At 66.6% G+C, this 26,239-nt stretch carries 29 protein-coding genes; 18 read left to right on the top strand and 11 right to left on the bottom strand.

The genetic code is table 11. The features are described 5' to 3' along the window. Positions 1–20: 20 nt before the first annotated feature. From H9638_RS16465 to tatA, 5 genes are read left to right on the top strand one after another with little or no spacing between them, the layout of a single operon-like run. Positions 21–953 (top strand): dihydrodipicolinate synthase family protein, encoded by a 933-nt coding sequence (locus tag H9638_RS16465; protein WP_191749272.1) that lies wholly within the window; start codon positions 21–23, stop codon positions 951–953. Between the two features lie 5 nt (positions 954–958). Then, positions 959–1,915, top strand: a complete 957-nt coding sequence (locus tag H9638_RS16460) for an ROK family protein (RefSeq protein ID WP_191749270.1) — start codon at positions 959–961, stop codon at positions 1,913–1,915. Next, complete coding sequence (locus H9638_RS16455) at positions 1,908–2,582, top strand: N-acetylmannosamine-6-phosphate 2-epimerase (RefSeq protein ID WP_191749268.1); 675 nt, start codon at positions 1,908–1,910, stop codon at positions 2,580–2,582. Before H9638_RS16460 ends, H9638_RS16455 begins: the two co-directional genes overlap by 8 nt. After that, positions 2,579–3,592 (top strand): alpha/beta hydrolase, encoded by a 1,014-nt coding sequence (locus H9638_RS16450; protein WP_191749266.1) that lies wholly within the window; start codon positions 2,579–2,581, stop codon positions 3,590–3,592. The genes H9638_RS16455 and H9638_RS16450 overlap by 4 nt, the downstream gene beginning before the upstream one ends. After that, a complete protein-coding gene (gene tatA / locus H9638_RS16445) occupies positions 3,589–3,885 on the top strand; it encodes a Sec-independent protein translocase subunit TatA (protein ID WP_191749264.1) in 297 nt (98 codons plus the stop codon). The genes H9638_RS16450 and tatA overlap by 4 nt, the downstream gene beginning before the upstream one ends. Before the next feature lie 107 nt (positions 3,886–3,992). Here the strand turns inward: tatA and H9638_RS16440 are convergent, their stop codons facing one another. The 4 genes from H9638_RS16440 to H9638_RS16425 form a co-directional block, all read right to left on the bottom strand. Continuing rightward, positions 3,993–6,020, bottom strand: a complete 2,028-nt coding sequence (locus H9638_RS16440) for a sialidase family protein (RefSeq protein ID WP_191749262.1) — start codon at positions 6,018–6,020, stop codon at positions 3,993–3,995. A 268-nt stretch (positions 6,021–6,288) separates the two neighbouring features. After that, positions 6,289–6,894 carry a class I SAM-dependent methyltransferase gene (locus H9638_RS16435; RefSeq protein ID WP_191749259.1) on the bottom strand — a complete coding sequence of 202 codons (606 nt, stop codon included), beginning with the start codon at positions 6,892–6,894 and terminating at the stop codon, positions 6,289–6,291. A 46-nt stretch (positions 6,895–6,940) separates the two neighbouring features. After that, entirely contained in the window at positions 6,941–7,348 is a 408-nt protein-coding gene (locus tag H9638_RS16430; protein WP_191749257.1) for a VOC family protein, read from the bottom strand. A gap of 14 nt (positions 7,349–7,362) precedes the next feature. Next, entirely contained in the window at positions 7,363–7,803 is a 441-nt protein-coding gene (locus tag H9638_RS16425) for a helix-turn-helix transcriptional regulator (RefSeq protein ID WP_191749256.1), read from the bottom strand. 143 nt (positions 7,804–7,946) lie between these two features. Between H9638_RS16425 and H9638_RS16420 the strand changes: the two genes are divergently transcribed. The 4 genes from H9638_RS16420 to H9638_RS16405 all read left to right on the top strand — a co-directional run bounded on the left by H9638_RS16420 (position 7,947) and on the right by H9638_RS16405 (position 11,622). Beyond that, positions 7,947–8,966: an NADPH:quinone reductase gene (locus H9638_RS16420; RefSeq protein WP_191749254.1), complete on the top strand. Its 1,020-nt coding sequence runs from the start codon at positions 7,947–7,949 to the stop codon at positions 8,964–8,966. A 61-nt stretch (positions 8,967–9,027) separates the two neighbouring features. Further along, positions 9,028–10,101, top strand: a complete 1,074-nt coding sequence (locus H9638_RS16415) for a DNA polymerase IV (protein WP_449657919.1) — start codon at positions 9,028–9,030, stop codon at positions 10,099–10,101. A 237-nt stretch (positions 10,102–10,338) separates the two neighbouring features. Beyond that, on the top strand, positions 10,339–10,704 hold the full coding sequence (locus tag H9638_RS16410) for a cupin domain-containing protein (RefSeq protein WP_318241919.1): 366 nt from the start codon (positions 10,339–10,341) through the stop codon (positions 10,702–10,704). A gap of 144 nt (positions 10,705–10,848) precedes the next feature. Further along, positions 10,849–11,622 carry a hypothetical protein gene (locus tag H9638_RS16405; protein WP_191749250.1) on the top strand — a complete coding sequence of 258 codons (774 nt, stop codon included), beginning with the start codon at positions 10,849–10,851 and terminating at the stop codon, positions 11,620–11,622. Positions 11,623–11,638: 16 nt separating this feature from the next. Here the strand turns inward: H9638_RS16405 and H9638_RS16400 are convergent, their stop codons facing one another. Further along, positions 11,639–13,039, bottom strand: a complete 1,401-nt coding sequence (locus H9638_RS16400; protein WP_318241918.1) for a helix-turn-helix domain-containing protein — start codon at positions 13,037–13,039, stop codon at positions 11,639–11,641. Positions 13,040–13,321: 282 nt separating this feature from the next. On the opposite strand from H9638_RS16400, the gene H9638_RS16395 reads away from it, so the two are divergent. From H9638_RS16395 to H9638_RS16380, 4 genes are read left to right on the top strand one after another with little or no spacing between them, the layout of a single operon-like run. Continuing rightward, on the top strand, positions 13,322–14,365 hold the full coding sequence (locus H9638_RS16395; RefSeq protein WP_066299597.1) for an amidohydrolase family protein: 1,044 nt from the start codon (positions 13,322–13,324) through the stop codon (positions 14,363–14,365). Beyond that, positions 14,365–15,177, top strand: a complete 813-nt coding sequence (locus tag H9638_RS16390; RefSeq protein WP_191749246.1) for an iron-sulfur cluster assembly protein — start codon at positions 14,365–14,367, stop codon at positions 15,175–15,177. Before H9638_RS16395 ends, H9638_RS16390 begins: the two co-directional genes overlap by 1 nt. Before the next feature lie 5 nt (positions 15,178–15,182). Beyond that, a complete protein-coding gene (locus H9638_RS16385; protein WP_191749299.1) occupies positions 15,183–16,208 on the top strand; it encodes an NAD(P)-dependent alcohol dehydrogenase in 1,026 nt (341 codons plus the stop codon). Positions 16,209–16,249: 41 nt separating this feature from the next. Continuing rightward, on the top strand, positions 16,250–17,038 hold the full coding sequence (locus H9638_RS16380) for an SDR family NAD(P)-dependent oxidoreductase (RefSeq protein WP_191749239.1): 789 nt from the start codon (positions 16,250–16,252) through the stop codon (positions 17,036–17,038). Positions 17,039–17,124: 86 nt separating this feature from the next. On the opposite strand, the gene H9638_RS16375 is transcribed toward H9638_RS16380, so the two are convergent. Then, the gene (locus H9638_RS16375) at positions 17,125–17,877 is read right to left on the bottom strand and encodes an EAL domain-containing protein (RefSeq protein ID WP_191749237.1); all 753 of its coding nucleotides are present in this window, start codon (positions 17,875–17,877) and stop codon (positions 17,125–17,127) included. 208 nt (positions 17,878–18,085) lie between these two features. On the opposite strand from H9638_RS16375, the gene H9638_RS16370 reads away from it, so the two are divergent. Beyond that, entirely contained in the window at positions 18,086–18,568 is a 483-nt protein-coding gene (locus H9638_RS16370) for a hypothetical protein (protein ID WP_191749235.1), read from the top strand. A 34-nt stretch (positions 18,569–18,602) separates the two neighbouring features. Continuing rightward, entirely contained in the window at positions 18,603–19,397 is a 795-nt protein-coding gene (locus H9638_RS16365; protein WP_191749233.1) for an NAD(P)H-dependent oxidoreductase, read from the top strand. Between the two features lie 31 nt (positions 19,398–19,428). Here the strand turns inward: H9638_RS16365 and H9638_RS16360 are convergent, their stop codons facing one another. After that, positions 19,429–20,274, bottom strand: a complete 846-nt coding sequence (locus tag H9638_RS16360) for a class II glutamine amidotransferase (protein ID WP_191749231.1) — start codon at positions 20,272–20,274, stop codon at positions 19,429–19,431. A gap of 260 nt (positions 20,275–20,534) precedes the next feature. Between H9638_RS16360 and H9638_RS16355 the strand changes: the two genes are divergently transcribed. Further along, positions 20,535–20,807, top strand: a complete 273-nt coding sequence (locus H9638_RS16355) for a hypothetical protein (RefSeq protein WP_191749229.1) — start codon at positions 20,535–20,537, stop codon at positions 20,805–20,807. A 36-nt stretch (positions 20,808–20,843) separates the two neighbouring features. Here the strand turns inward: H9638_RS16355 and H9638_RS16350 are convergent, their stop codons facing one another. Genes H9638_RS16350 through H9638_RS16335 form a run of 4 tightly spaced genes read right to left on the bottom strand, consistent with a single transcriptional unit; the run spans position 20,844 to position 24,049 of the window. Beyond that, positions 20,844–21,353, bottom strand: a complete 510-nt coding sequence (locus H9638_RS16350; protein ID WP_191749228.1) for a hypothetical protein — start codon at positions 21,351–21,353, stop codon at positions 20,844–20,846. Positions 21,354–21,405: 52 nt separating this feature from the next. Then, on the bottom strand, positions 21,406–22,230 hold the full coding sequence (locus tag H9638_RS16345; protein WP_191749226.1) for an NAD(P)H-binding protein: 825 nt from the start codon (positions 22,228–22,230) through the stop codon (positions 21,406–21,408). A gap of 23 nt (positions 22,231–22,253) precedes the next feature. Further along, positions 22,254–23,039, bottom strand: a complete 786-nt coding sequence (locus tag H9638_RS16340; RefSeq protein WP_191749223.1) for an ABC transporter permease — start codon at positions 23,037–23,039, stop codon at positions 22,254–22,256. Beyond that, positions 23,036–24,049, bottom strand: coding sequence for an ABC transporter ATP-binding protein (locus H9638_RS16335; RefSeq protein ID WP_318241916.1), 1,014 nt, complete (start codon positions 24,047–24,049; stop codon positions 23,036–23,038). The genes H9638_RS16340 and H9638_RS16335 overlap by 4 nt, the downstream gene beginning before the upstream one ends. Positions 24,050–24,143: 94 nt before the next feature. On the opposite strand from H9638_RS16335, the gene H9638_RS16330 reads away from it, so the two are divergent. Both H9638_RS16330 and H9638_RS16325 read left to right on the top strand, forming a co-directional pair. Beyond that, the gene (locus H9638_RS16330; RefSeq protein ID WP_191749221.1) at positions 24,144–25,106 is read left to right on the top strand and encodes a helix-turn-helix transcriptional regulator; all 963 of its coding nucleotides are present in this window, start codon (positions 24,144–24,146) and stop codon (positions 25,104–25,106) included. Between the two features lie 61 nt (positions 25,107–25,167). Continuing rightward, positions 25,168–26,229 (top strand): aminoglycoside phosphotransferase family protein, encoded by a 1,062-nt coding sequence (locus H9638_RS16325; RefSeq protein WP_191749219.1) that lies wholly within the window; start codon positions 25,168–25,170, stop codon positions 26,227–26,229. Positions 26,230–26,239: the final 10 nt, after the last annotated feature.

Below are 26,239 nucleotides of genomic sequence, written 5' to 3'. Positions count from 1 at the left end.
ACCAAGCACTGGAGAACCACTTGTCACACGCACCCACATCCCGCTTCCACGGCGTAGTCCCGCCGGTTGTCACCCCCCGCACCGCAGACGGGGCCGTTGATACGGCGTCGCTGGAAAAGCTGACCAAGCACCTGCTGGAAGGCGGCGTTTCCGGCCTGTTCGTCCTGGGCTCCTCCGGCGAGGTGCCGTACCTGACCAACGGGGAACGCGACGTCATCATGCGCACCGTCGCCGGCGTTAACGCCGGCGCTGTGCCCCTGATCGCCGGGGCCTGCGAACAGACCACCCCGCGCGTCATCGCGGAGGGCCGCCGCCTGATCGAGCTGGGAGCGGACGCCATCGTGGCGACCTCGCAGTTCTACGCCATCTCTGATGCCGCTGAAACCGAAACCCACTTCCGCTCCCTGCACGCGGCCCTCGATGTGCCCCTGTTCGCCTATGACGTTCCGGTCCGCACCCACTTCAAGCTGCCGCTGCCGGTGCTGGTCCAGCTGGCCCAGGACGGTGTCCTGGCCGGTGTAAAGGACTCCTCCGGCGACGACGTTTCCTTCCGCCAGCTGCTGCTGGCCACCAAGGACCTGCCGGACTTCGCCGTGTTCACCGGCCATGAGGTAGTGGTGGACGGGGCGCTGCTGGGCGGCGCCCACGGCGCGGTTCCCGGTCTGGGCAACGTCGATCCGGCCGGCTATGCGGCACTCTATGCTGCGTCCCAGGCAGGCAACTACGCCGAAGCGGCCCGGATCCAGGACCGCCTGGCCAACCTGTTCAACATTGTCTACGCACCCACCCCTGGCCGCGTTTCCCCGGGTGCCGCAGGGCTGGGCGCGTTCAAGACCGCGCTGGTGCTGCTGGGCGTCATCGAAACCAACGTGATGTCCGCTCCCATGAAGGCACTCAATGAGGCCGAGACCGCCGTGATCCGCACGGTCCTCGAGCACAACGGGCTCCTCTGAGTTCCATGCGCCACGTCATCGGGATCGACCTGGGCGGCACCAAAACCGCGGGCGGAATTGTCGACGGCGGAGGGAACGTTGTGTTCTCCTCCTCCGCCGCCACACCCGCACAGTCCGGCGCCGCAGCGGTACTGGAAAATACCGCCGCGCTGGTCCGGTCCCTCCAGGGCGAGGCGCTCCGGCGCAGCCTGAGAGTCGACGCGCTGGGCATCGGCTCGGCCGGAGTGATCGACTCCGGCCGGGGCGTGGTGGTATCTGCCACCGACGCCATCCGCGGCTGGGCCGGAACGGCGCTGACGGCTGAACTCTCCGCGCTGACCGGCCTGCCCGCCGCCGCCCTGAACGACGTCCATGCCCATGCCCTCGGCGAAAGCTGGCTCGGTGCCGGCGCCGGGGTGCCCAGTGTCCTGTTCATCGGCATGGGCACGGGCGTGGGCGGCGGCTACGTGCTGGACGGCGAATGCATCGAAGGCGCCAGCTTCACGGCCGGGCACGTGGGCCACTTCGCGTCCCCGTTTGCCTATGAGGCAGGCGAGCCGCTGGCCTGCAGCTGCGGCGGTTCGGGGCATGTGGAGGCCGTGGCCTCCGGCCCGGCAATCCACGCGCTCTACCGCCGGCTGGGCGGGGAATCTGCTGCGGACACCCGCGGCGTCTACCGGCTCGCGGCCGACGGCGATCCAGCCGCTTCCGAGGCCCTGCGCCGCGGTGCGGCTGCTGCCGGATCCGCCATCGGCGGGCTGGCCAACATCCTGGACCCCGCCGTCGTTGTGGTGGGCGGCGGGCTGGCCTTCGCGGGCCCGCTCTGGTGGGACGAAATGGAATCCCACACCCGCCGCGAGCTGCTGCCGCCGCTGGCCGCCCTGCGGATTGTTCCCGCACAGCTCGGCACGACGGCCGCCATCCGCGGTGCCGCCCGCCGGGCCCTGAATCTCCTCCCCGCTATCGAAGGCACCCATGTTTAAGCTCGAAGCCCTCCGCTCCTCCCTGATCGTGTCCTGCCAGGCCTACCCCGGCGAACCGATGCGTGATCCGCGCACCATGGCGCAGGTGGCGCAGTCCGCCGTGACCGGCGGTGCGGCCGCGGTGCGGGTGCAGGGACTGGGCGACATCCAGGCGGCACGCTCCGCCGTCGAAGTTCCGGTGATCGGGCTGTGGAAGGACGGGCACGACGGCGTTTTCATCACCCCCACACTGCACCACGCCCTGGCCTGTGCCAGCGCCGGTGCGCACATCGTGGCACTGGACGGCACCCGCCGCGGCCGCCCGGACGGGCTCTCCCTGGCGCAGACCATTGCCGGCGTGCACGAGCAGTCCCCCGCCCTGGTGATGGCCGACTGCGGGTCCGTGGCGGATGCCGCTGCTGCCGCTGAGGCCGGCGCGGACATCATCGGCACCACCCTCGCGGGCTATACCGGCGAGCGGGAGAAGACCTCCGGCCCGGACCTGGAGTTCCTCCACGAACTCGCGGCCCTGGACCTGGGGCTGCCCGTTATTGCCGAGGGCCGGATCCACACCCCGGCACAGGGCCGCGCCGCACTGGATGCGGGAGCGTTCGCCGTCGTTGTGGGCACTGCGATCACCCATCCGGCCACCATTACCAGCTGGTTCGCTGATGCCCTGGTGCCGTGAGCTCCTTTTGGGACCGGGTGGACCCGGAACTGCTGCCGGGGCTGGCATATTCGGAGGCGTTTCCGCCGCCGCTGACGCTGGCTGAACTGGCAGGGTTCCGCGCCCGGGCCGAAGCGCCGGCGGCCGCAGCCCTCCCGGCAGGCGTGGAGATCCGGGACGTCTCGGCGGACGGCATAAGCCTGCGGGTGTTCACCCCGCCCGGACCGGGCCCGCACCCGGCAGTGTTCTGGCTCCATGGCGGCGGAATGATCGCCGGCAGTGCGGAGCTGGACACCGCGTACTGCGCGGCCCTGTGCGCCCGCACCGCGGCGGTGGTGGTGGCGGTGGACTACCGGCTCGCACCGGAGCATCCGTTCCCGGCCGCCCTGGAGGACGCGCTGGCGGGGCTGCAGTGGCTGTTCGCCTCGGCTGAGGAGCTCGATGTGGACCCGCAGCGCGTAGCCCTGGCCGGCTCCAGTGCCGGCGCCGGACTGGCTGCCGGGCTGGCGCTGCTGAACCGGGACCGGAGCGGACCACCGCTCGCGTACCTGTATCTGATGTACCCCATGCTCGATCCCACGCACAGCTCGGGTTCGGCCCGCGAATTCACATCCATTCCCACCTGGAACCGGGGCCACAGCGAGTTTGCGTGGGACTGCTATCTGGGCGCTGGGGCCTCTGATGAGTCTGCCTACGCGGCACCGGCGCTGGCCCAGGACCTGTCCGGGCTGCCCCCGACGCTGATTCAGACCGGTGAGCTGGACCTGTTCCGGGACGAGGACATCAGCTTTGCGGTGCGGCTGCTCCAGGCCGGAGTTGCGGCCGAGCTGCATGTATATCCCGGCGCCTATCATGGCTTTGAGCTGAATTGCCCGGAATCCTCCGTGGGCAGCCAATGCCTGCGGGACCGTGACCAGGCGCTGGTCCGGGCACTGCACGGTGCGCCCCTGCCCGCTGCGTTTCCGGCGCCGGGTTTCCCACCAATTTCCACCCCCACCCCAAATACCCCCTCGGAAGGTTCACTGTTATGAGGCTCGAAGGCTGGCACATTGTCATCATCGTCGTTCTGGCGATCCTGCTTTTTGGTGCGCCCAAGCTCCCCGGCCTGGCGCGCAGCGTCGGCCAGTCCCTGCGGATCTTCAAATCCGAGGTGCGGCAGTTGAAGGACGAGGACGGACCATCGGCACCAGCCACGGACCCCGTGACCGGCGCCGTCATTCCGCCGGTTCCCCCGGCCGGCGCCACCCCGCCGGCCCCTACGGTGCCGGGCCCCACAGCCGGCGCTCCGGTGCCGCCTCCGGCCACCGAAGTTCCGCGCTCCTGAACCAAAGCCCCGGACTAATTCCCGGGATGAGTTTGCAGCATAAATCCGGGGCTGCCGGCCACCACCATTGCGGTGACCGGCAGCCCCGGAGTTTTTTGCTGGTTTTGTTACTTCAGCCGCACCGGCTCACCCAGGAGCCGTCCTGCGGCAGTACCCGCACCGGCGACGCTCCAGGAGGTGTCCGGGACAAAGTAGCCGCGTTCCACATCAGCGGCGGTCACCGTGCGCGCAGGGGTGGAACATGTGTAGCTGGCACCCGCCCCCAGGCCCTGGTACCTGCAGTTACCCACGCCCGGCGGCAGGAAGGGGCTGAAGTTGCCGGCGGTAGGCGATACGGTCACCTTCGCTGTTCCGGTGTTACTGACCGCGAACCGGTACGGAACCGCTTCGCCTGCGGTGTAGGGGGTCGTGGCGGTGTTGCGTGCCGTATCGGTGCGGCTGCCGGTGACGGTCACGCCGGCGAATGACGCTGCCGGGGCCTGGATTCCGGCTTTGAGCGCCACCGGGTAGCCAAGCACCCGGTCCGTGCCGGTGGCTGCGCCGGAAACGGACCAGGTGGTATCCGGCACGAAGTACCCCTGCGCAACCTCCTCCGCCGTCACGGTGTGCGCCGGAGTGCTGCAGGTATAGGAGGCTCCCGCGGCCAGGGACTGATAGCGGCAGTTGCCCGCTCCCGACGGGATCAGGGGCGTGAAGTTGCCCGCGGTGGGGGTGACGGCGACGGTGCCGGTGTTTTTGTTGGTCACGGTGAAGCTGTAGCTGACTGCTTCGCCTGCCGCATAGGGGTTGGCGGCGAGGTCCCGGGAGGTGTCGATCCGTGTTCCGGCGATTTCCACCCCGGCAACGGTGGTGGTGCTGGGCGCCGGGGCCGGGGTGCAGCTGTTCAGCCAGCTGTCGCTGAACTTGGCGAACGTGATGCCGTTGCTGTAGCTCGATTCATACAGGACACCGATCTGTCCGCTTTCCAGCCGGGTCACGGTGGAATAGGCGGAGAAGCCGGCGCGGATGGTGCGCGGCACGCCCCAGGTGGCGCCGTCGTCACAGGACACCCGGGCGGAAACGTTCTGCCGGCTGTCCGGATGGTCGGAGTTGGTGAAGATCAGCTTTTTGGCGTCGTCGCTGCCGGCCGGAGCATCCGGGAAGAGCCGGGCGATCGCCGCGTTGTTCGCGGGGTCGGTCAGGGCCGTGTCCAGGGTGACGGGCCCATAGGTGGCGCCGCCGTCGTTGGAGATGGCCACCTTGCGGGCGTTGTCCGCTGCGCTGTTGGAGCGCGAGTTGAGCATCACGCGACCGTCGGAAAGTTCCACGGTTTTGTTTTCGTCCATCCGGGTGCCCACGTTGGCGCCCTTGACCCAGGTGGCTCCGTGATCATCCGAGTACACGCTGTAGGCCTGGATGGCGTTGGTTCCGTCGCTCTGCCGGATGTCCCCGGCGAACTGCTGGACCAGCCGACCGGCGTGGACGCCGTAGCGCAGCTGGATGCCCTCGCCGGAACTGGCGAACATGGCACGCACATCTCCGGGCTGCGGGTTGGTGGTGCTTGATCCCGGTTTCACCACGTTGGTGATGAGGCGGGGTTCGCCCCAGGTCATGCCGCCGTCGCTGGACTCGGCCACTTGGGCGCTGAGCACGTTGCGGTTCGCGTCATCGTTGCCGAATGACCCGCTGCCGAACCCGGTGTTCTTCGAATACACCGAGAACAGGAACAGTTTTCCGGTCTCTGCGTCGTAGACAAAGCTGGGATCGCTGTAGCCGTACTTGCCCGCGCCGTTGTTGGCAGCGTCCGCGAAGCCCGCCAGGATGGTGCGCTGGGTATCCCAGGTGGCGCCGCCGTCGGTGCTGCGGCGCATCACGATCGAGTTGGGGTTGGGCGAGTCCGCGGCGTTGTTGGGCCGTCCGTCCCAGGCAGCGACAACCACGCCGTTGCCGAGGTAGCTGAGTGCCGGAATACGGTAGGCGGCAAACGGACTCACAACCGTGGAGCCAAGGTTCTGTTCGCTGAACGTCCCCGGCGGATCGGTGGGGGCTGCCGCAGCGGGGACTGCTGCTGCCACCATGCCGGAGAGGGCAACCACGCCCGCCAGCGCGGCAGCGGTCAGGTGTTTAAAGGGCCTTCGGCGGTTTGTTCGGGACATTCCGGTCCTTTCATTGGGCCGGCGAGCACACCGGCTTGGGGCTGCTGCTGCCAAACCGGCGGTAGAGCCAGTCCTCCGCCGGACCGTCCTGAGCTGCAGGTCACCTGCAGCTCGAACGAAATCCAACGTTGGACATCCTACAACCGTAGTGATGCGTCTCACTAGGGGCAATGCAGTCCGCCGCTTTTGGGGTCCCGGAACCGAAAGTTGTGGGCAGGGCCTGCCGGACAGGCCGCCTGGCGGTCCGGCTGACCCTCCTGCCCGCTGGTTAGCGGCGTCCCAGGACTGCGACCAGGAAGTCCGATTCGACGTCGAACGGGCGCAGGTCCCAGGTGGAGAATTTCTGCTGCAGCGCCAGGCCGGCAGCAGAGGCATCTTCAAAGAACGTCCCAAAGTCATAACCGCGGCCGGCGCCGAAGCCGACGACGATCCGCCCGTTGGGTGCCAGATGTTCCCGCATGCGTGCCAGGACGTCCGGTGCGGTTCCCGGCGCGAGGAAGGTCATCACGTTCCCGGCACTGACGATCAGGTCGAACGGCTCGGCGATGCCTTCGGCGGGCAGGTCCAGTTCGGCCAAATCCATGGTGAACCAGGGAACGTCCGGGAAGTCCTTCTTCGCGGCTGCGATCAGGTCCGGGTCCACATCCACGCCGACGACGTCGTGTCCGCGGCGGGCAAGTTCTCCGCCCACCCGTCCCGGGCCGCTGCCGGCGTCGAGGATCCGGGCTCCGCGCGGCAGCATGGCGTCGATCAGCCGGGCTTCACCGGCCAGATCCGCGCCCTGCTCCCGCATCTTCTCGAAGCGTTCGATGTACCAGGCTGAATGCTCCGGGTTCTGGCGTTTTTTGGCTTCCCACAGGGTTTCTTTGCGCACCTGTCCAGCCTACGCGTCCCGCAGTCGTGGATGTCCGGGCTGCGGATCAGACCCCGTTGATGCGGATCTGGTTGCCGGCCGGATCGCGGAACGCACAGTCGCGGATGCCGTAGGGCTGGTCGGTCGGTTCCTGGATGACTTCGGCGCCTGCGGCCTGGATCTTGTCGAACGCCGCGTCCACGTCCGGGGACGCGAGGACGATCGTGGCGAAGGTCCCCTTGGCCATCATCTCGGCGATCATCCGGTTCTCCTCCTCCGTTATCCCGGGATCGGCCGCCGGTGGATACAGCACCACGGAAACTTCCGGTTGATCCGGCGGACCTACGGTGATCCACCGCATTCCCTGATAGCCGACGTCGTTCCGGACTTCGAAGCCCAGGGCGTCACGGTAGAAGGCGAGGGACTCATCGGGGTCGGTCTGGGGCAGGAAACTGTTGTGTATGTTGAGGTTCATGCTGGCAACGATAGTTACCGGGCTGCGGGCTGCGCTTCTCGATTCCTGACCGGTTTGAGGACCCTTTTGGCCATGCACGCGGGAATCCCGTTCGCCGACTCTGCATGCTCTCGCCGGTAGATGCTCGGCGGCACCCCCACCAGTTCGGTGAACCGGGTGCTGAACGTGCCCAGCGAGGAACAGCCGACGGCGAAGCACACGTCAGTGACGGAAAGGCCGCCGCGGCGGAGCAGGGCCATGGCCCGTTCAATCCGCCGGGTCATCAGGTAGGAATACGGCGCTTCGCCGAAGGCCCGCTTGAACTCCCGGCTGAGGTGCCCTGGGGAGATATGCGCGTCGCGTGCGAGCGCCTCCACGTTGAGCGGCTGCGCGTATTCCCGGTCAATCCGGTCCCGCACCCTCCGAAGCACCACGAGGTCACGCAGGCGCTGTTCATGGGCTGCACGGGTGGGCATGCCGCTACTTTAGCCCCGGCGGAACCTGGGCCGGTAGGGGGACTCCTGAACCTGCAATCCGTAACTGAACTCCTGACTGCCGGCTACAGGAGCGGCGGCTCCCTGCCGGGAATAGAAAGCGGGCTGAGAGTCTTCTACCGCTCATGAAAGCAATCGTTTACTCGTCCACCGGCCCCTCCTCCGTCCTTTCCCTCGCCGAGCGCGAGGCTGCTGCCCCTGGTCCGGGCGAAGTACGGGTGCGCGTTGTCGCCTCGGGCGTGAATCCCACCGACTGGAAGGCCCGTGCCGGCAGCAGCATCGCCTTTGACGAGGTGGTGCCGAACCAGGACGGCGCCGGAGTCATCGACGCCGTCGGTGAAGGAGTGGCCGATCTGCAGGTGGGCGACAGGGTCTGGTTGTATCTCGCAGCCCACCGCCGTCCGACCGGCACCGCCCAGGAATTCACCGTTGTCCCCGCCGAGCGGGCGGTGCCGCTTCCGGAAGGCGTCAGCTTCGAGGTGGCCGCCAGCCTCGGTGTCCCAGCCATGACGGCCCACCGCGCCCTGACCGTGCATGAGGACGGCCCGTCCCGGCTCACCCCGGGAGCCCTCGCGGGACGCGTGGTCCTGGTCCAGGGCGGTGCCGGAGCCGTGGGACATGCCACGATCCAGTTCGCGGTCTGGGCGGGCGCCACCGTGATCGCCACCGTCAGCAACGATGCGAAGGCTGAGCTGGCCCGCGCCGCCGGTGCGCACCACATCGTCCGCTACCCTGATCCTGCCCAGGCCGACCGCATCCGCGAGATCGCCCCGGACGGCGTGCACCACATCGTTGAGGTCTCTCCGGCCCAGAATGCGGCACTGGACGTTGAGGTGATCGCCAACCATGGCACCATCGCCTACTACGCCAACAACAACGGCGAAGAGTTCACCGCCCCGATCGTCGCGAGTTTCATCAAGAACATCCGCTGGCAGGGCGTGCTGATCTATACGGTGGGTGAACGGGCCATCCAGGCCGCCGTGGAGGACATCACTGCTGCGCTCCGGGACGGCGTTTTTCCCGTGGGCGAATCGGCCGGGCTCCCGCTGACCTGGTTCCCGCTGGAGGAAACCGCCGCCGCGCACGACGCCGTGGAAAACGGCACCACCGGCAAGGTTCTCATCCGGGTAAGCGAAGAGAGCTGAACCAGCGGCGCAGCCGGCATCGGTCCTTGCCAGTGATGTAGCGGGCGGGCACACTGGGCGCGTGAACTCCATCCCCTGGGTGCTGCATGTGGACCTCGACCAGTTCATCGCGGCCGTCGAGGTCCTCCGGCACCCGGAGCTGGCGGGCAAGCCGGTCATCGTCGGCGGCCGCGGTGATCCCACCGAACGGGCTGTGGTGTCCACCGCGTCCTATGAGGCCCGGGCGTTCGGCGTCGGGTCCGGGATGCCACTGCGGATCGCGGCCCGGAAGGTGCCCGACGCCGTCCTCCTCCCGGTTGATGCCGAGGCCTACCTGGAGGCCTCCGAAAACGTGATGGCCACCCTCCGCGCCCAGCCCGGCGCCGTCGTGCAGGTCCTGGGCTGGGACGAAGCGTTCGTTGGCATCACGGCGGAAGACCCTGAGGCGTATGCCCGGCAGATCCAGGCCGCCGTGCTGGAGCGGACCCAGCTGCACTGCAGCGTGGGGATCGGCGACACCCTGGTCCGCGCCAAAAACGCCACCGATTTCGGCAAGCCGGCCGGCGTTTTCCGGCTCACCAAAGAGAACTGGCTCGACGTGATGGGCGCTAAGCCCACCAAGGAGCTGTGGGGTGTCGGCAATAAGATCTCCGGCCGGCTGGCCAAGCTCGGCATTCAGACTGTCGCCGAACTCGCTGCAGCTGATCCGCCGAGCCTGGTTCCGGAGTTCGGACCAAAGATGGGCCCCTGGTACGCATCGCTGGGGCGCGGTGACGGCTCCAGCACGGTGGATGACACCCCCTGGGTCGCCCGCGGACACAGCCGGGAAACCACCTTCCAGTCCAACCTCACCGAACCGGCCCAGATTCACGACGCCGTCACTCAGTTGGCCGGGGACGTCCTGAAGGACGTGGCGGCCGAGGGGCGGCCGGTGATTGGGCTGACCCTCAAGGTCCGCTACGCGCCGTTCACCACCAAAACCCACGCCCGGAAGATTCCCGAGACCTTCGACCGGGACGAGGTCCTGGCCCGGGCCCTGGATCTGGCCGGCGCCATTGAAGCCGGCCGCCCGATCCGGCTGCTGGGCCTGCGCGCCGAAATGGCCATGCCCGACGACGCCCGGAAGGGCCACACACCCACGCGCGGTGGTTGGTGACGGCGCCGGCCGGTTCCTCCCGTTTGGAGCGGTGAACCGGAACCGGAGAGCCCTAGGCAAGTGGTTCGGTTGGGTCTTTTAATCGAAGTGGTAGCTCAGCGCGCCGGGTGCCCTGCAAAGGCGGGGCTGGATCCGGAACCAGGCGAATAATCGAGCAATCCGGGAGGTATAAAACCGCCGCAGCGCAGTTTTTCGGAGCCTACCCAGGACAACCAGCTGGATCGACCCCAGGAGGCCATGATGCCCGGTTTAGTTCGCAAAAGCCTGGATTCACCGGAGGAGACGCGTCCTTTCGAAGGTGGCACGGGCCAACTTCAACTCGTCAATCTGGAACAGGGCGCCGTTGGCCGCGCCACCTTCCTCCCCGGATGGCGCTGGTCTCTGCACGTGAAACCCATCGCCAAAACTGAGAGCTGTCAGGCCTCCCACATGGGGTACTTCGTGTCCGGACGGATGAAAGTGGTCATGGATGACGGCGAAGAATTGGAGTACGGACCGGGCGATTTCGCCACCATGGCTCCCGGGCACGACGCCTGGGTGGTGGGTGACGATCCCTGCGTCATCATCGACTGGCAGGGATTCGCCGACTACGCCAAACCCTGAGCTGCTCCGGCACAGCGGAGCTGCTTAGCCGGTGCCGGGGTCCCGGCTTCGGCTACGCAGTTCCCCACCGTGCGGCGGGTGATGAGGGAGGTCCAGCCAGGTGCCGCTAGGGTAGGACGACTGCGTACGAATCCCGGGGGAACCATGAAGAAAACAGCCGTCATTCCTGTCATCGCGCTTCTGCTTGTCACTGGCTGCAGCACGGCTGAGGCTAAGTCCGATTCGGGGCCTTCGACCGCACCGGAAACCACCAAGCCTGCTTCCCCTGCCGCCGCGGAAACCGTGGTTGAGGACCCGGAGCAGAAGGCATGCCTGGAGCTCCTCGGAACCGGCGGCAAAGGACCCTTGTATCAGGCAATCTCCGTTGTCCGGTTCAGCGACGGGACGTACAGCCTCGGGGGAAGCTCGGAAACCTCCCGGCTGAACACTGACGTCCAGGCCATAGCGAAGAACGCCCCGCAGGACATGGTCCCTGCGCTGAGCGAGTTGTCGACCGCGCTGGACGGCACGGGGCCAGCGGCCGCTCGGTCCTTCGACCCATTCGCCTGGTCCGGCGCCGTCACGGAACTCCTGGCCCGGTGCGCACCTTTTGAAGCAGATGACGAAGCTGCCCCACTCGCGCCTGGCCTCGCGGCGGAAGGGATCAGCACTGTTTACCCGGGCTATCCCCTGCTCGTAAATGCCGCGTCTGTGGACTACCGGGTGGCCGCGTGGTTTGAGCGCAGGCTCGTGGATGGGCGGCTGGTGGCGCTGGCGCCGGGGCTCTACGCCCCCTACGATCCCAACATTCCTGACCTGCAGACGTATTACGTGTCCACCAGCGTCGCCGGTGACGGGGCCATGAAGCGGACGGTCTTCCCGGATTCCGGGGCGGCCGCGTCCTGGTCGGGTGTGCGCGCAGGGACTGAGGAACCGTAGCGGTTACCGCCGAGGGCTACGCCCGCGGGTTCCGCGGGTCGATGCCCAGCTTCGCAAGACGCCGGTAAATGGTCGCGCGGCTGATCCCCAGTTCCGCCGCGGCTTCGGCCACAGAGGCTCCCGGCCGCGCCAGTACCCGGAAAATCTCATCCCGCTCGAACGTTTCCATCCGGGTCAGCCGCTGCGCGGTACGCCCCAGCAGCTCGGGAGGAAGGTGCCGGACGTCAATGGTTTCTGTGAGCAGCGCGGCGGCGTGGACCGCCTGGATCAGCTCGTCAACGTTGCCCGGCCAGTCGTGGCTGGTGAGAGCCCGCTCGGCTGCCGCAGTGAAGTCGAGCTCCCGCAGCCGGGTTTGGCGCGCCGCATACCGGGCAAGGGGCATGACGTCAGCGGGCCGGTCCCGGAGCGCTGGAACAGCGACCACCCGGGCAGCCAAACGGGTCAGTTCCGACGGAATATTCTCCAGGTTCTCCGCCGTGAACGCCCAAAGCAGCGCCGGCGCAGAGGCGGCGGGCGCCGCTGGGGCTGAGGCGCGGAGCAGATTCCACACCTGGCCGGCGAGCTCGTGCGCGGCCCACTCCGGGAGGAAATCTGCGTTCTCGATGATGATCGCGGTGTCCGGCTTGGACAGCTCCGGCGTCCAGAGGGCCAGCCACTCTTCCACCATGTCCGGTGCGGGTACGGACGCGCACAGGATCCTGCTCGCGGGTCGTGCCTGGCGCAGTGCCTGGCCCAGCAGCGTGGCCCGTCCGCTTCCATGTTCCCCAACAGCGGCGACGACGTTCCCGCAGGCGAGCGCCGCCGTCGCCTCCTCCAGGGCTGCCGACCAGATGTCCGACATCGCACGCATGGTTCCTGCCGCCGGCTCCAGGCGTGGGCGCTGCACCCGGAACACTCCGCCCTGCGGCTTGGCGGACTGGATCCGGGTGCGCGACCGGCTGGACATCAGCGACGACGTATTGGCGGCAGCAGACTGGGCCAGCGCCACCAGCAGTCCCGGGGAGGTTTTGGACCAGGTGGTGATGTTGACGCTTCCCTCAAGGCTTCCGGTGACCGGATCCAGCACGGGGGCCGCTGCGCAGGTGTACGTCCGGAGGCTGGCGCTGTAGTGCTCTTCGGCGCGGACCAGGGTAGGGGCCTTGTCCGCCAGAGCGAGCCCCAGCCCGTTGGTCCCGGCCAGCCGTTCGGAGTATGCGAACCCAGGGGCCAGATACACCCGGTCCAGCGCACGCAGGAGTGCGGGATCACCGCTGAACCGGTTGAGGACAAGCCCGTCCGCGTCGGTCAGCATCAGACTGAGCGGCTCGTTCGCCAGGGACTGCTGGAGCCCGGCCAGCACTTCCTGGCCGCATTGATAAAACAGCGAATCGTCCGGAATCTCACCGGCCCAGGCAGGGTCAACGGTCTCCGCGGACACACCGTACTCCTGGCTTCGCTGCCAGGACGCAAGGAGCCGCCGGGACCCGGAAGAAACCTCGTGGGCGCTGGATCGCTCCCTTGACGGAAGAACGCAGTCATCGTGGTCCGGCTTCATCGCCGCCCTCCTTGAGCATCGTCCCCTGAGACTAACCCGGACGAGCCCCTGCATATCAGGCATGCCGTCTCAAATTGAGACGGCGGTCACACCCGGAACGGCGAAATAACTCGTACCGTCGTCCGCATCGCGACTATGGCAGTCGTGAAGAGACGGAGATCTGACATGTACACAAAAAACGGCGAGAACTATTTCATCGTTGACGCTCACATCGCCCTCTGGGATGCACGGCCTGAAAACCAGCTCAATATCCACGGCAAGCAGTTCATCGACTGCTTTTACGACTACCACCGCAACCTCTCACCGGCCGAAGAACTGTGGCCCTACGAGGAGTACCTCTACCAGGGAAGCCAGCGGCTGATGAAGGACATCTTCGAGGACGGCTATGTGGATCACGCGATCTTCCAGCCGGCCTACCTCGGCGAGTTCTACAAAAACGGATTCGGCCAGACCGAAGAGGCCTACAGCCTCGCCGCCGCCAATCCGGACCGCCTGACCTACAACCACTGCTTCGACCCGCGCAACGGTGAGGCAGGGCTGGACCAGCTGCGCGCCGACCACGAACGGATGGGATTCACGGGGGTCAAGCTCTACACGGCTGAGTGGCACGGCGATTCCCGCGGCTACAAGCTCAACGATCCGTGGACCTACAAGTACTTCGAGGAATGCCGGAAGCTCGGGGTGAAGAACATCCACGTCCACAAGGGCCCCACCATCCGCCCGCTGGACCGGGACGCGTTCGACGTTTCCGACGTCGACCACGCCGCAACGGACTTCACGGACCTGAACTTCGTCGTCGAGCATGTGGGACTGCCCCGGCTGGAGGACTTCTGCTGGATCGCCACGCAGGAACCCAACGTCCACGGCGGGCTCGCCGTCGCCATGCCGTTTATGCACACCCGCCCGCGCTACTTCGCGCAGATCATCGGGGAACTCATCTACTGGATCGGCGAGGACCGCATCCAGTTCTCCAGCGACTATGCGCTCTGGACCCCGCGCTGGCTGATCGAGTCCTTCGTCGATTTCCAGATCCCCGAAGACATGACCGAGTACGCGCCGCTGACCATCGAGCAGAAGAAAAAGATCCTCGGCCTGAACGCGGCGAAGATGTATGACATTCCGGTGCCGGAGGCACTGCGGATCCCCGACGCACCGGAAACGGAAACTGGACCGCGGCAGCCGGAACGGGCAGACCTGGGGGCCGTGTGATGACGGACGTCCAGACCCGGCCCGCACCCCGCGCCAGCCTCCTCGCCGCAGAGGATATCCGGCTGGCACTGAGCGCGGTCCAGGATCCCGAACTCGATGAACCCATCACCGATTTGGGTTTTGTCCGGTCCATTGACGTTTCCCCCGGCACTGCGGGAGCGGCAGTAACGGTGCACCTGCGCCTGCCGACGTCGTTCTGCTCACCGAACTTTGCGTACCTCATGGCGTCGGACAGCAAGGACGCCGTCGCGGCACTGGAAGGGGTGGCGGTTGTGGTCGTCGAGCTCGATGACCACCACGATTCCGGGCTGATCAACGCCGGGCTCGCCGCGGACGCCGGTTACCGGGGCACCTTCGGACACGAGGCGGAGGACAGCCTCGATGAGCTGCGGTGGACGTTCCGCCGGAAGGCGCACACGGCCGCCATGGAACGCAGCCTTACCGAGCTGCTGCGGGCAGACCGGGGGCTGGCGGAGGCCGACGTCGGACGCATCCGGCTTGCGGACCTCCCGCCGGGGCACACCAAGGCAGCACTGCTCCGCCGGCGCGAAGCGCTCGGACTGCCGCTGGAACCGGGAGCCCGGGTACTCGTTGACCACCGCGGGCTCCCCTACCCACCCGACGAGGTGCCGATGGCGCTGCGCCGGGCGCGGTCCACCCGCATCTCGATCGACGGCAACGCGCACTTCTGCCGGGGCCTGCTGCGCACCCGCTATGCCGGTTCCGGGGCGGACCAGAACGAACGCCCGGAAGGTGCCGAACCCGGCGACCGGCACACCCTGCTTCCCATCACTGTTAAGGAGAACGCGTGAACACCATGCGAGCTGTCCAGGTTGTCGGCTACGACCAGGGCCTGAAAATGGCAGAAGTTCCCATGCCGGAAATCACCGGTCCGCTGGACGTCATTGTCCGGATCGGCGGGGCCGGTGTCTGCCGCACCGATCTGCACATCCTCGAGGGGCAGTGGGCGGAAAAATCGCAGGTGAAACTGCCCTACACGATCGGCCATGAGAACGCCGGATGGGTCCACGCCGTCGGCAGCGCGGTCACCCATGTGCGGGTGGGCGACAAAGTCATCCTGCATCCGCTGGTGACCTGTGGGCTCTGCCGCGCCTGCCGCTCCGGGGACGACGTGCACTGCGAGAACAACAAGTTCCCGGGCATCGACACCAACGGCGGCTACGCCGACTACCTGCTCACCTCGGCCCGTTCCGTGGTGAAGATCGACGATTCGCTGGAACCGGCCGACGTCGCTGCCCTGGCCGACGCGGGCCTCACCGCTTACCACGCCGCCGCAAAGGCAGCCCGGCGGCTGACCCCGCGGGACACGTGCGTGGTGATCGGCGCCGGCGGGCTGGGGCACATCGGCATCCAGGTGCTCAAGGCACTCACGCCGGCCCGGATCGTCGTCGTCGACCGGAATCCGGAGGCGCTGGAGCTGGCGAAAACCATCGGCGCGGACATCGGTGTCCCCGCCGACGGCAGCCAGGTCCAGCAGGTCCTGGACCTCACCGGGGGTAACGGCGCCGAAGCCGTCATCGACTTCGTCGGCGAAGGCGGGGCGACGTCGGAGGGCATCGCCATGACCCGGCAGGGCGGTGACTATTACGTGGTCGGCTACGGCGAGAACATCAACGTGCCGACCATCGACCTGGTCTCCGCCGAAATCAACATCATCGGCAACCTGGTGGGCAGTTACAACGATCTGCAGGACCTCATGGCGCTCACCGCCCGCGGCGCCGTCACCCTGCACACACAGAAGTATCCGCTGGAGAACTTCCAGCAGGCCATCAGCGACCTCGACGCCGGGAAGGTCCGCGGCCGCGCCATCCTCATCCCCTGACCCGCGTTCCACCGAAACCCATCCAGTAAGAGGAGAATCCCATGTCAGAAAATGAAAACCGCGTTGCCCTGATCACCGGAGCAGGCCGCGGCATCGGCCGGGCCATCGCGGAACGGCTCGCCGACGACGGCCTGGACATCATCGTCGCCGACGTTCCGGGCGCTAAATCGAACATTGACGACGTCGTTGCCGCCGTCGAGTCCCGCGGCCGCCGCGCCGTCGGGGTCACCGGGGACGTGGCAGATCCCGACGACGTAACCCGGATGGTCGCCGAGGGCACCAACGCGCTGGGGAACCTGAGCGTCCTGATCGCCAACGCCGGCATCGCACAGGTGGACGAGATCCTGGATGTAAAGCCGGACGCCCTGGACCGGATGCTGGACGTGAATATCAAGGGTGTCTACTACTGCTACCAGGCGGCTGCGCGGCAGTTCATTGCCCAGGGCACCGGCGGGAAGATCATTGCCGCCGCGTCGATCGTGGCGTTCCGGCCGTTCCCGGTGCTGGCGTCCTACTCGGCCACCAAGTGGGCCGTCCGCGGCCTGACCCAGGCGGCGGCAATGGAGTTCGCCAAGTACAACATCACGGTTAACGCCTACGCTCCCGGCGTTGTGGGCACCGCCATGTGGGACCTGATCGATGAGCGGCTCACGGAACGGGATGGCACCCCGCGCGGCAGCGCCCTGCAGGCCCAGGTGGACAACATCCTGGCGGGCAGGGTGTCAGAGCCGGAGGACGTCGCCAAACTGGTGTCCTTCCTCTCCGGACCGGATTCGGACCATATGACCGGCCAGACGGTGCTGATCGACGGCGGCATCAACTTCTCCTAAACAGCACCTCTGCGTTCTTGCAGGCAGATAACGACGGCGGTGCGCTTCCCTCCCCGGGGCGCCCCGCCGTCGTTCTGTGCCCGCCCTCAGCCAGCCAGTTGCGCAGCACGCACCGGTGGGAGCTCCTCGAAGGCTGGTTTCGCGAACCAGTAGCCCTGGAACAGGCGGATGCCTGCTGCCTCAAGGACCCGGAATTCCGCTTCGGTCTCGATGCCCTCTGCCAGCAGGGTGATGCCGAGTTCCTTCGCGATGGCGACAATTCCCGCCACGACGGCCCGGCGGGCCGGACTGGTGTCGATACCGCGGATGAGTTTCATATCGATTTTGATCAGGTCCGGCTGGAAGTCGGCCAGCAGGCCCAGCCCCGCGTGCCCGGCGCCAAAGTCATCAAGTGCCGTGGTGAAACCGTGTTTGCGGTATTCCGTGATGATGTTCGTGAGATGCGCGGGATCCGCAACCTCCTCATTCTCGGTAAATTCGAACATGATGGAGGACATTGGAAAACTGAATTGCCGGGCCGCCTGCAGGGTCGCGCGGAGGCAGGCAGCAGGTTCGTACACAGCTTTCGGCATGAAGTTGATCGAGAGCATCAGTTCCTCCCCCGCGGGGAAAAGCCGCGAGGCCAGTTCGATGGCCTTGACCCGGCAGTCCTGGTCGAACCGGTACCGCTGTTCCGGTGAAACCTTTGCCAGGACCTCATAGGCTCCCTCGCCGGCCACGCCGCGAACCAGCGCCTCATAACCCCAGACCCGGCGGGCACCGGCGTCGTATATCGGCTGGAACGCCATGCTGAATTCGAAATCGAGTTTTGGAGCGGTGGTGCAGCCTTCACAGGGCATTGGGCCTCATTCGCTGGTTTTATGTTCCCGTATCGTACGACGGTTACCGCTTATCCCCCGTGCCATTTCGCCGCGTCTTTTGAGAGTGTTTATCGAGGCCAGCCGGCATATCCGTCTCGGGCCTCTACACGCCATTGTTATTCCGGAAGACCCTGCCGGGCACCCGCGTGCTAAGGTGCGACGACTGCCGACGATTCCCGGGGGAACCATGAGAAAAACAGCTGCTATTCCTGTCCTTACTGTCTTAGCTTTGCTGCTCGTGACCGGCTGCAGCGCAGCCAACGCGGAGGCGGAAGCTCAGCCGTCGCCGCCTCCCAGCTCGGTCCCTGCCGAGCCTTCAACCGAAGCCGCGGTCGAAGATACCGAAGAGCAGGCCTGCCTCAAACTCCTTGGCACGGACGGCCAGGGACCCCTCCACCAGGTGATGTCCGTGCTCCGGATCGGCGACGGAACAAGCGGCGTCGAGATGAGCGCGGAGGACGCGCGCCCGCTCCACGAGGAAGTCCTTGCCATCGCCAAGGATGCCCCTGCAGACCTTGGCCCGCTGCTGCGAGAGCTGTCTTCCGCCACTGGAAACGTCATTATGCAGGCCGAAAAGCCCGGCCGGGCCTGGACCTTCAACACCGACACCTGGACCGCCGCTGTCACGGAACTTGAGGAGCGGTGCGCGCCCTACGGGGCCGCTGCCTGACCCGGCGGCAACGGCTCCACCCAGGAGGATTGACATGCCGATTTCGCATCCGCCGACGCCGGGCCGCGCCCTCTGGGTTACCGCTCATCCCCGTGCCGAGTCCCTCAACGGGCGGCTTTTCCGTGAGGGCGTTGAGGCGCTGTCCACCCGCTACGGCATGGCGACGTCCGACCTGTATGCCCAGGACTTCAACCCTGTCCTGGGTGACAGCGACCTCGGCGAGCTGGCCGGTGTGCCCGGAAATCTCGCCCAGCAGGCCGGGGAATCCTATGCCGCCGGCCAGCTGCCGCCCGAGGTGCAGGCCGAGCAAGCCAAACTCGCGGCGGCCGAGCTGCTGATCCTGCAGTTTCCGCTCTGGTGGTACGGTCCCCCGGCGATCCTGAAGGGCTGGTTCGACCGCGTACTCACCGACCGGTTCGCCTACGGCGACCTGGACCCGGAGCTGGATATCCCGCGGCGCTACGGCGACGGCGGGCTGGCCGGGCGCCGCGCGCTCATCATCGTCACCGCCGGGGAAGACGAACGTTCGATCGGCCCGCGGGGCATCAGCGGGGACCTCGACACCCTGCTCTTCCCAATCACCCACGGGGTGCTCTGGTACACGGGCATCGAGACCCTGGCTCTGCACGTGGTGTACGACGCCGACACTCTGGACCCAGCCCGGGCTGAGCAGGAGATCAAACGGCTGCGGGAGCGGCTGGATACACTGGAATCGGAGACACCCCGGCGTTTCCGCAGCCTGCGCGACGGCGACTACCGCGGCACCCGCGCCCTGCGCGCGGACATCCTGCCCGGCCGGACTGATCTGGGGATTCACCTGACGGAGTAGCTGGGCGCTTCCATCACTGCGCGCCGCCGGCTCAGACTGCTTCGGGGAGCGGAGACGCGGGCACAAACGGGTACAGCGCCTGCTCACCGCCGTGCACAACAACGCACGTCGCTTCCGGCACTTCCTGCCACGCACCATAGAGATCTCCCAGCGGCTCGGAGACCACCAGCCGCGCGTCCTCCGAGAGTCCGCTGAGCAGTTCATGGTCCGGGTACTGGGCCTGAAGGGTCGCAACGTCGCTGCTGATGAAGAGCGATCGGGCGTTTCCCTTGCTGGAGTAGCGGAAGGCCCAGGTCGTGTCGCCGTCGGTGGTTGCAACCGTCATCTGCACGGGATGTTGGACGCCGTGCCGCAGCCCGGTGTCCTCGATGTAGGCCACGGCCTCCGCGACCGCTGCGCGGGGATCCTCCTCCAGCCCGAAGGTCAGCGCGAGATAGAAGAACATCTCGGAGTCCGTTGAACCTTCGATGAGGGGATAGAGGCTGGGGTCGACCGCCAGGGCCAAATCCCGCTTCACTTTGAGAAAGTCTCCGAGCACCCCGTTATGCATCCAGAGCCACTGGCCGTAGCGGAACGGATGGCAGTTGGTCTGCTGGATGGCGGTGCCGGTGGTGGCGCGGATGTGCGCGAAGACCCGGCCCGCGGAGGCCTGGGCCGCGAGCTCCCGCAGGTTGCGGTCGTGCCAGGCGGGCTCGGTGCTGCGGAAGAGCCCGGGCGTTGGTCCAGTGCCGTACCAGCCGACGCCGAACCCGTCCCCGTTAGTGGTCTCGGCACCCAGTTTCGAGTGTTTGCTCTGCATCACGAGGGAATTGGTGGGCTTGTAGAGCAGGTCATCCAAGCGGACGGGGGAACCGGAATATGCTAGCCACCGACACATTGTCGTCTCCTTCGGATCGGGCCGGAGTTCCAAACCGGCGGTCCGAGGGGGTGGGCTTCACGATCATCACATCGCTCGGGCCGTGAAGATAGTGGAGCACAAAGCGAGGTGTAGTTCCATAGCAGCCGGCTAATCGGCGGATCGCGGAGCCTTGATACCGCTGCGGGTTTAGACCATACTCAGGGCCACGCAGTTCAGGAATGCTTCTCCGTCCAACCCTTGGGAGCGCGATGTCCGGGCCGGCTTTAGCCAGATCATCCATGAGGTTTGGGACGCGGCTGGGTCTTGCCGCCGTCGTCCTGATCGCTTTGGGACCCTTCATTAACCGGAACTTCGGCGTTGGGGACAGCAGCAACTTCCTGCTGCTTCCCGAGGTCTGGGCAACAGCACCGGCGGCCGTGCTCGTGTCACTGGTCTACCTGGTCCTGCTGGTGCCGTGTGTGCTGGTTTCCGCCGCGCTGATCACCGCATCCCTGGTGATCCGTTCCGCCGAAGTAAGCGAAGAGCCGGTGATGGCCAGGGAATCTGGCTGAATCCCACTGCTTGAACCGGCGAACTCCGGCTTCCGGCTACTGGCCGTCCTCCTGCGGCCGGGGACCGAACGAGGTGTCTGACAGCGGAGACCACGCATACCACCCCGTAGCCTCCCCTTGCCGCGCCGGGTCCTGGCCGCGATCCTCATCATTCAGTTTCGCGTGAAGTGCGGCGGACAAGGCGTCGAACGCTGCGGCTGCCTTCGCGTTGCCAGCTGGGCCGGGCGAGTGGAAGATCCCGGCCGGCGCGCCGTCTTCGTAGGAGGTGAACGCGACGTCGTACCTTTCGCCGAGCTCGTCCGCCACGAGCCCCGCCAGCCGGTTGCCCTCGGCCGTAAACCGGTGGGCAGCGTCCACAGACATCCAGTCGAGGCCGGGGGCCAGGGATTCGTAGTAGGACTCTTCCCAGGACTGGAGAGCGCGGATGAGTTCCGGTGTCAGTCCCGTGCGCTCATAGCCCACCGGTTCACCGAGCCACAGCACGGTCCCGGCGTAGTCCGGAAACATCCGGACGGTGATCCGGCGGCCTTCTGATGGGGTGGTCATGCCAGGAGCGTACCGCCGTGCCGGGTCCGCAGGCGGGTATATGCGCTGACTATCAGGCCAGGCCTCGGAACTGATGCGCGTGCTCCTTTGCCCACTGGGCAAAGGTCCGCGGAGGGCGTCCGGTAACCTCCTCGATGGTGGACAGGACGGTGTTGGCAGCCTGGGGAGGATTGGTGGCCAGCTGAATGCCGAACTCGACGTAGTCCTCGTCGTAGCCGTAACCACGAAGCCGCTCACGCTCAGCCTCCACGCTTAGCTGCACGAACTCGATCGGTTCCCCGGCTGCGTCGGCGAGCAGCAACGTCCGCTCGGCAGGGGTGAGAGCCTCCGGGCCGGTCAGCGGATAAGCCTTCCCTGCGTGCCCCTCCGTGGTGAGCGCTGTGGCAGCGACGCTGGCAATGTCGGCTTCGTGCACGACGGCGCTGGGATAGTTGGCAAGCATGGAAACCGTGCGGGTGGCACGCACCTCCGGAACGAATTCCAGCGCGTTGCCCATGAACTCTGCCGGCTGCACGATGGTCCAGCTGATGGAACTGACGGCCAGGGCTTCCTCGATGCTGGTGGCTGCCCAGCCACCGAGGACCGTGGCCCGGCGAATACCGGAGCGCGCAGTGAGTTCGACGATATCCGTCCCGTTGGCGAGGTCCTCCAGTTCGTCGCCGCCGAAGGTGATCAGATGGACGGCGTCCATGCCCTCGAAGGCCGCTTCAAGGCTGGTGGGGTCGGTGAGGTCTCCGGCTACCACCTCGACTCCGTTTGGCAGGCCGGCTTTGGCGGGGTTCCGGGTGAGCGCGCGGACGGCATGGCCCGCCTCGTGAAGCTGAGCGACGAGGTGCCGTCCAACGTGGCCCGTGGCTCCGGTGACGAGAATACGCATGAGGTTAGTCCTTTCGGTGGCGGTTAGCTGGTGCTGGTTCGAAGGGCGCGGAGCCCCAGGAACAGCCCCAGGGCGGCGGCGATTATTGAAGCGAGAAATCCGAGCCCGACGTCGGTGCTGAACTGGCCGGCGAAGAGGTCCCGTTCAGCGTTGACGACGTGCGTTAGGGGATTGAACCCGGAGAGGACTCGCATCCAGCCCGGACCGTTTTCCAAAGGCAGGAGCATTCCGGAGAGGATCATGAGTGGGAACAACACCGTTTGGTGCACGGTCCAGAACACCCAGTCCTGATGCCGGACGGCGATCGCCAGGGCATAACTAAGCGATCCGATGCCAATCCCCAGGATGCCGAGCAGGACCAGCCCCAGCAGGCTCCCGGCTGGATCAGGCCGGAAGCCGAACGGGATCATCACCAGGATCACGACGGCGGCCTGAGCCACCAGGGGCACAAACTCCTTGAGCGCGCGCCCGATGAAGAGCGAGGACCGTGACAGCGGCGTGACGAGCAGCCGCTCGTGGGAGCCGTTCTGAAGGTCGAACTGCAGGTTCGAACCGGTGCCTGCAGTCCCGAACAAGGCGGTCATCACGAGGATGCCCGGGACAAACCAGTTCCAGGTTGAGCCATCGGCTGGGGGTGCGCCTGCTGCAATGAGCGGGCCGAACAGCACCAGGAAGAACAGCGGCTGAACCATCCCGGCGGCAAGGGAGAACGGGTCGCTGATCACCGGCCGCAGCTCGCGTCCCATGACAATGATGCTGTCGCCGAGGGTGCTGCGGCGGCGGATGATTGATGCGGAGGCTGTCGTCATTGCGTGTACTCCAGCGGCTGGCCGCTCGTCTGGACGGCTTCCGGGGACCCCTCTCCGGCGTCGCGCAGGCTTCGACCGGTGAGCTCGAGAAATACATCGTTGAGGGTGGGGAACCGGGCATCTGCTGCAACCACGTCGATGCTGTGCCGCTGGGCCAGGCGGATTGCCGCCGCAATGGCGCTGCGGCCGTCGTCGACCTGTGCGGTCACGGTGCAACCGCTGGCGCCGACGCTGCGGACTCCGCGCATCTGCGCCAGCAGCAGCCGCAGGCGTTCAGCGGCCGCGGTGCTCGGAACATCCAGCGTGACTCTCTCGCCAACGTGGTTTGCTTTGAGCACGCCGGGCGGGCCGTCGGCTATGACGCGGCCGTGATCGACCACGATGATGCGGTCTGCAGCCTGATCGGCTTCCTCCAGATAGTGGGTACTGAACAGGACCGTCATGTGCGCTTCCTGCCGCACCTTGAGGATGTGATCCCACAGACTGCTGCGGTTCTGCGGGTCCAGACCTGTGGTCGGTTCGTCCAGGAAAAGCAACGGGGGCCTGTTGACCAGGCCGATCGCGAGATCGAGCCGCCGCCGCTGCCCGCCGCTCATCGCCTGTGTTTTGCGTTTGGCGAGCTGCTCCAGCCCAAGAACCGCAAGCAGCTCCCCCGCCCGCTGCCGGGCCGCGGCTCGACCGAGCCCGTAGATCCGCCCCTGCGTGACGACCTCGTCGATGGCGCGCTGTGTGTGTCCGGCACCGTTGCCTTGGCCGACGTAACCGATGCGTTCCCGGACCATGGAACTCTGCGTCACGACGTCGAACCCTGCCACCTTCGCAGACCCTGACGTGGGTGGCAGGAGGGTGGAAAGCATCCGCATCAGGGTGCTCTTGCCGGCTCCGTTGGGCCCGAGCACAGCCACGGTCTCGCCTGGGGCGATGCAGAGATCGATGCTCCGCACAGCAATGACCTCCTCGCCGTCCGGTGCTCGGAAGCTGCGTGAAAGATTGTTGGTCTCGATCATCATGGTTACCTGTTCCCTTCCCGCGGCTGAGTGGTGCTTCCCATCGTGGCAGGGCTTGTGGCCAACATATGTCCGCAAGGTGAATTAGCCTTGCAGCATGTCAACCAGCCTCCGTGCCCTTGAGTTGCTTGGCCTGCTGCAGAACCGGCGTCACTGGCCAGGTGACGAACTGGCGCGCCGGCTCGGCGTAAGCCAACGCACCCTGCGGCGCGACGTCGACGGTCTTCAGGACCTCGGCTACCCCATCACGAGCACGCGGGGCACGGGCGGCGGTTACCAGCTCAGCTCCGGGGCGTCGCTGCCCCCTTTGGTGCTCAGCGAGGAGGAAGCTGCCGCTGTGGTGCTGGGACTTCGAGAGGTGGCTTCGGGAGCCTACACCCCGTCGGGCGACGCCGCGGTGAGCGCGATGGCGAAGGTGGTCCAGGTGCTCCCCGCGCGCATCCGCCGTCGTATCGACAGCCTGCGCAGCGTTGCCGGCCCCCGCGCGAATGGCCCACGAAACGGCATCGCTGACGTCGCCTGCCTGACAACCGTCGCCCTGGCCTGCCGCGATCACGAGGTACTGACCTTCCGGTACCAACCCCGCAATGGCCGGGCGGGAGAACGGACCGCCCACCCGCACCGTACCGTCGCGGTCGATCAGCGGCTCTACCTGATTGCCTGGGATCAGGACCGTGCGGACTGGCGCACCTTTCGCCTCGACCGCATCCAGAATCCCGTCCGGAGCGGCAGCACCTTTGTCCCCCGTGTGCTGCCCGCGGCCGATCCGGTGGAGTACGTGCACCGTCAGATTGGGTCCATGCCAGCGAAGTACCTGGTCCACGCGAGCGTCCAGGCGCCCGCTGACCGGGTGCGGCAGGAAGTCGCGAACTACGGCGTCGTTGATCCGGTCGACGACGGCCGGTGCGAAGTCCGGATCGCTGCCGATTCGCTCGAATGGGCGGCGTTCTGCCTGGTTGCCATTGGCGTCAGCTTCACCGTCCACGGACCGCCCGAAGCGGTAACGTACATGCGCGGCTGGGGTGAACGGCTCACCGCCGCGACGTCCGAGGAACACTGATGGGGGCGAGGGGACGACACCACCATGCGGAGTGTTTTGTTCCGGCATCTAGGGTGTAGTGATGACGGTACGGATACGTGAGGCCAGCGCCCTCTCGCTTGTTCTCGGCGGGCTGGACGACGCCGGCGTGAGGACGCTTGTTGATGGCGCTGATCAAGCAGGCATCGGCATTGGGGGCACCACAAAGACAGCGCGCGTTGGCGCAACTCCCGTCTTCATCAAACAACTCCCGCTGACCAGGGTCGAAGAACCGGACCCGGCCTCCACCACGAGCCGGTTCGAGCTTCCCTTCGTTTCGCACTACGGGATAGGCAGCCCCACCCATGCGGTCGGACGGGAGCTGGCAGCACACCAGCTGACCTCCGCATGGGTTCGAGCAGGAGCGGTGGATTTCTTTCCGCTCCTGCTCGGCTGGCGGGTCATAGATTCGAAGTGCGAGGCAGACCTGAGCGAGTTCCACGGCGGTGCCTCTGCCCGACGGTGGGGAGAACACTGGCCCCAGGTCCAGCACAAACTCAGCGCCATGAAGGACGCCTCCCAAAGCATGGTGTTCTTCCTCGAGTACGTGCCCGAAACTCTGGGCACCTGGGTACGCAGGAGTCTGGCCGAGGGCACTGGAGCGATGATTTTCCCTAACATTGTCAGCCAGCTCCTGGACGCCACAGCTTGGATGAACGCGCAGGGGTTCCAGCACTTTGACGTGCACCCGGGCAACATCCTCGTCCGGGACGGGAGGTTACTCTTCACGGACTTCGGTCTGGCCCTTCACCGCGGCTTCGACCTGACGGCAGAGGAGGAAGAATCCATGCCTGCACACAATGGCTTCGACCGCGATTGCGCCCTCATGCACCTGTTTCACTGGACGCTCTACGAACTCGGCTACACGTCCGGTCCGGAGCGGCTGAAACTCCTGTGCGCTGCCGCCGCTGACCCGGCCGCGCCGGCGCTGGAACCGGTTCGGGCAGCGCTGGGGGACGGCGCTGACCTCATTGCACAGCATGCGGGTATGGCTGCGGATATGACGGAGATGTTCCGCATCCTCAGGCAGGATGCTCTCGCCGTGCGATACCAACAGCCTCAGGGCTTTGACCAGGATGATCAACCCGTCGATGTCAGCTCCTGAGTCCAAGGAC

The organism is Arthrobacter pullicola (assembly GCF_014836875.1).
Lineage (GTDB): Bacteria > Actinomycetota > Actinomycetes > Actinomycetales > Micrococcaceae > Arthrobacter_B > Arthrobacter_B pullicola.
Note: the sequence above shows the minus strand (reverse complement) of the source record. Positions and strands in the feature narration are given on the sequence as shown.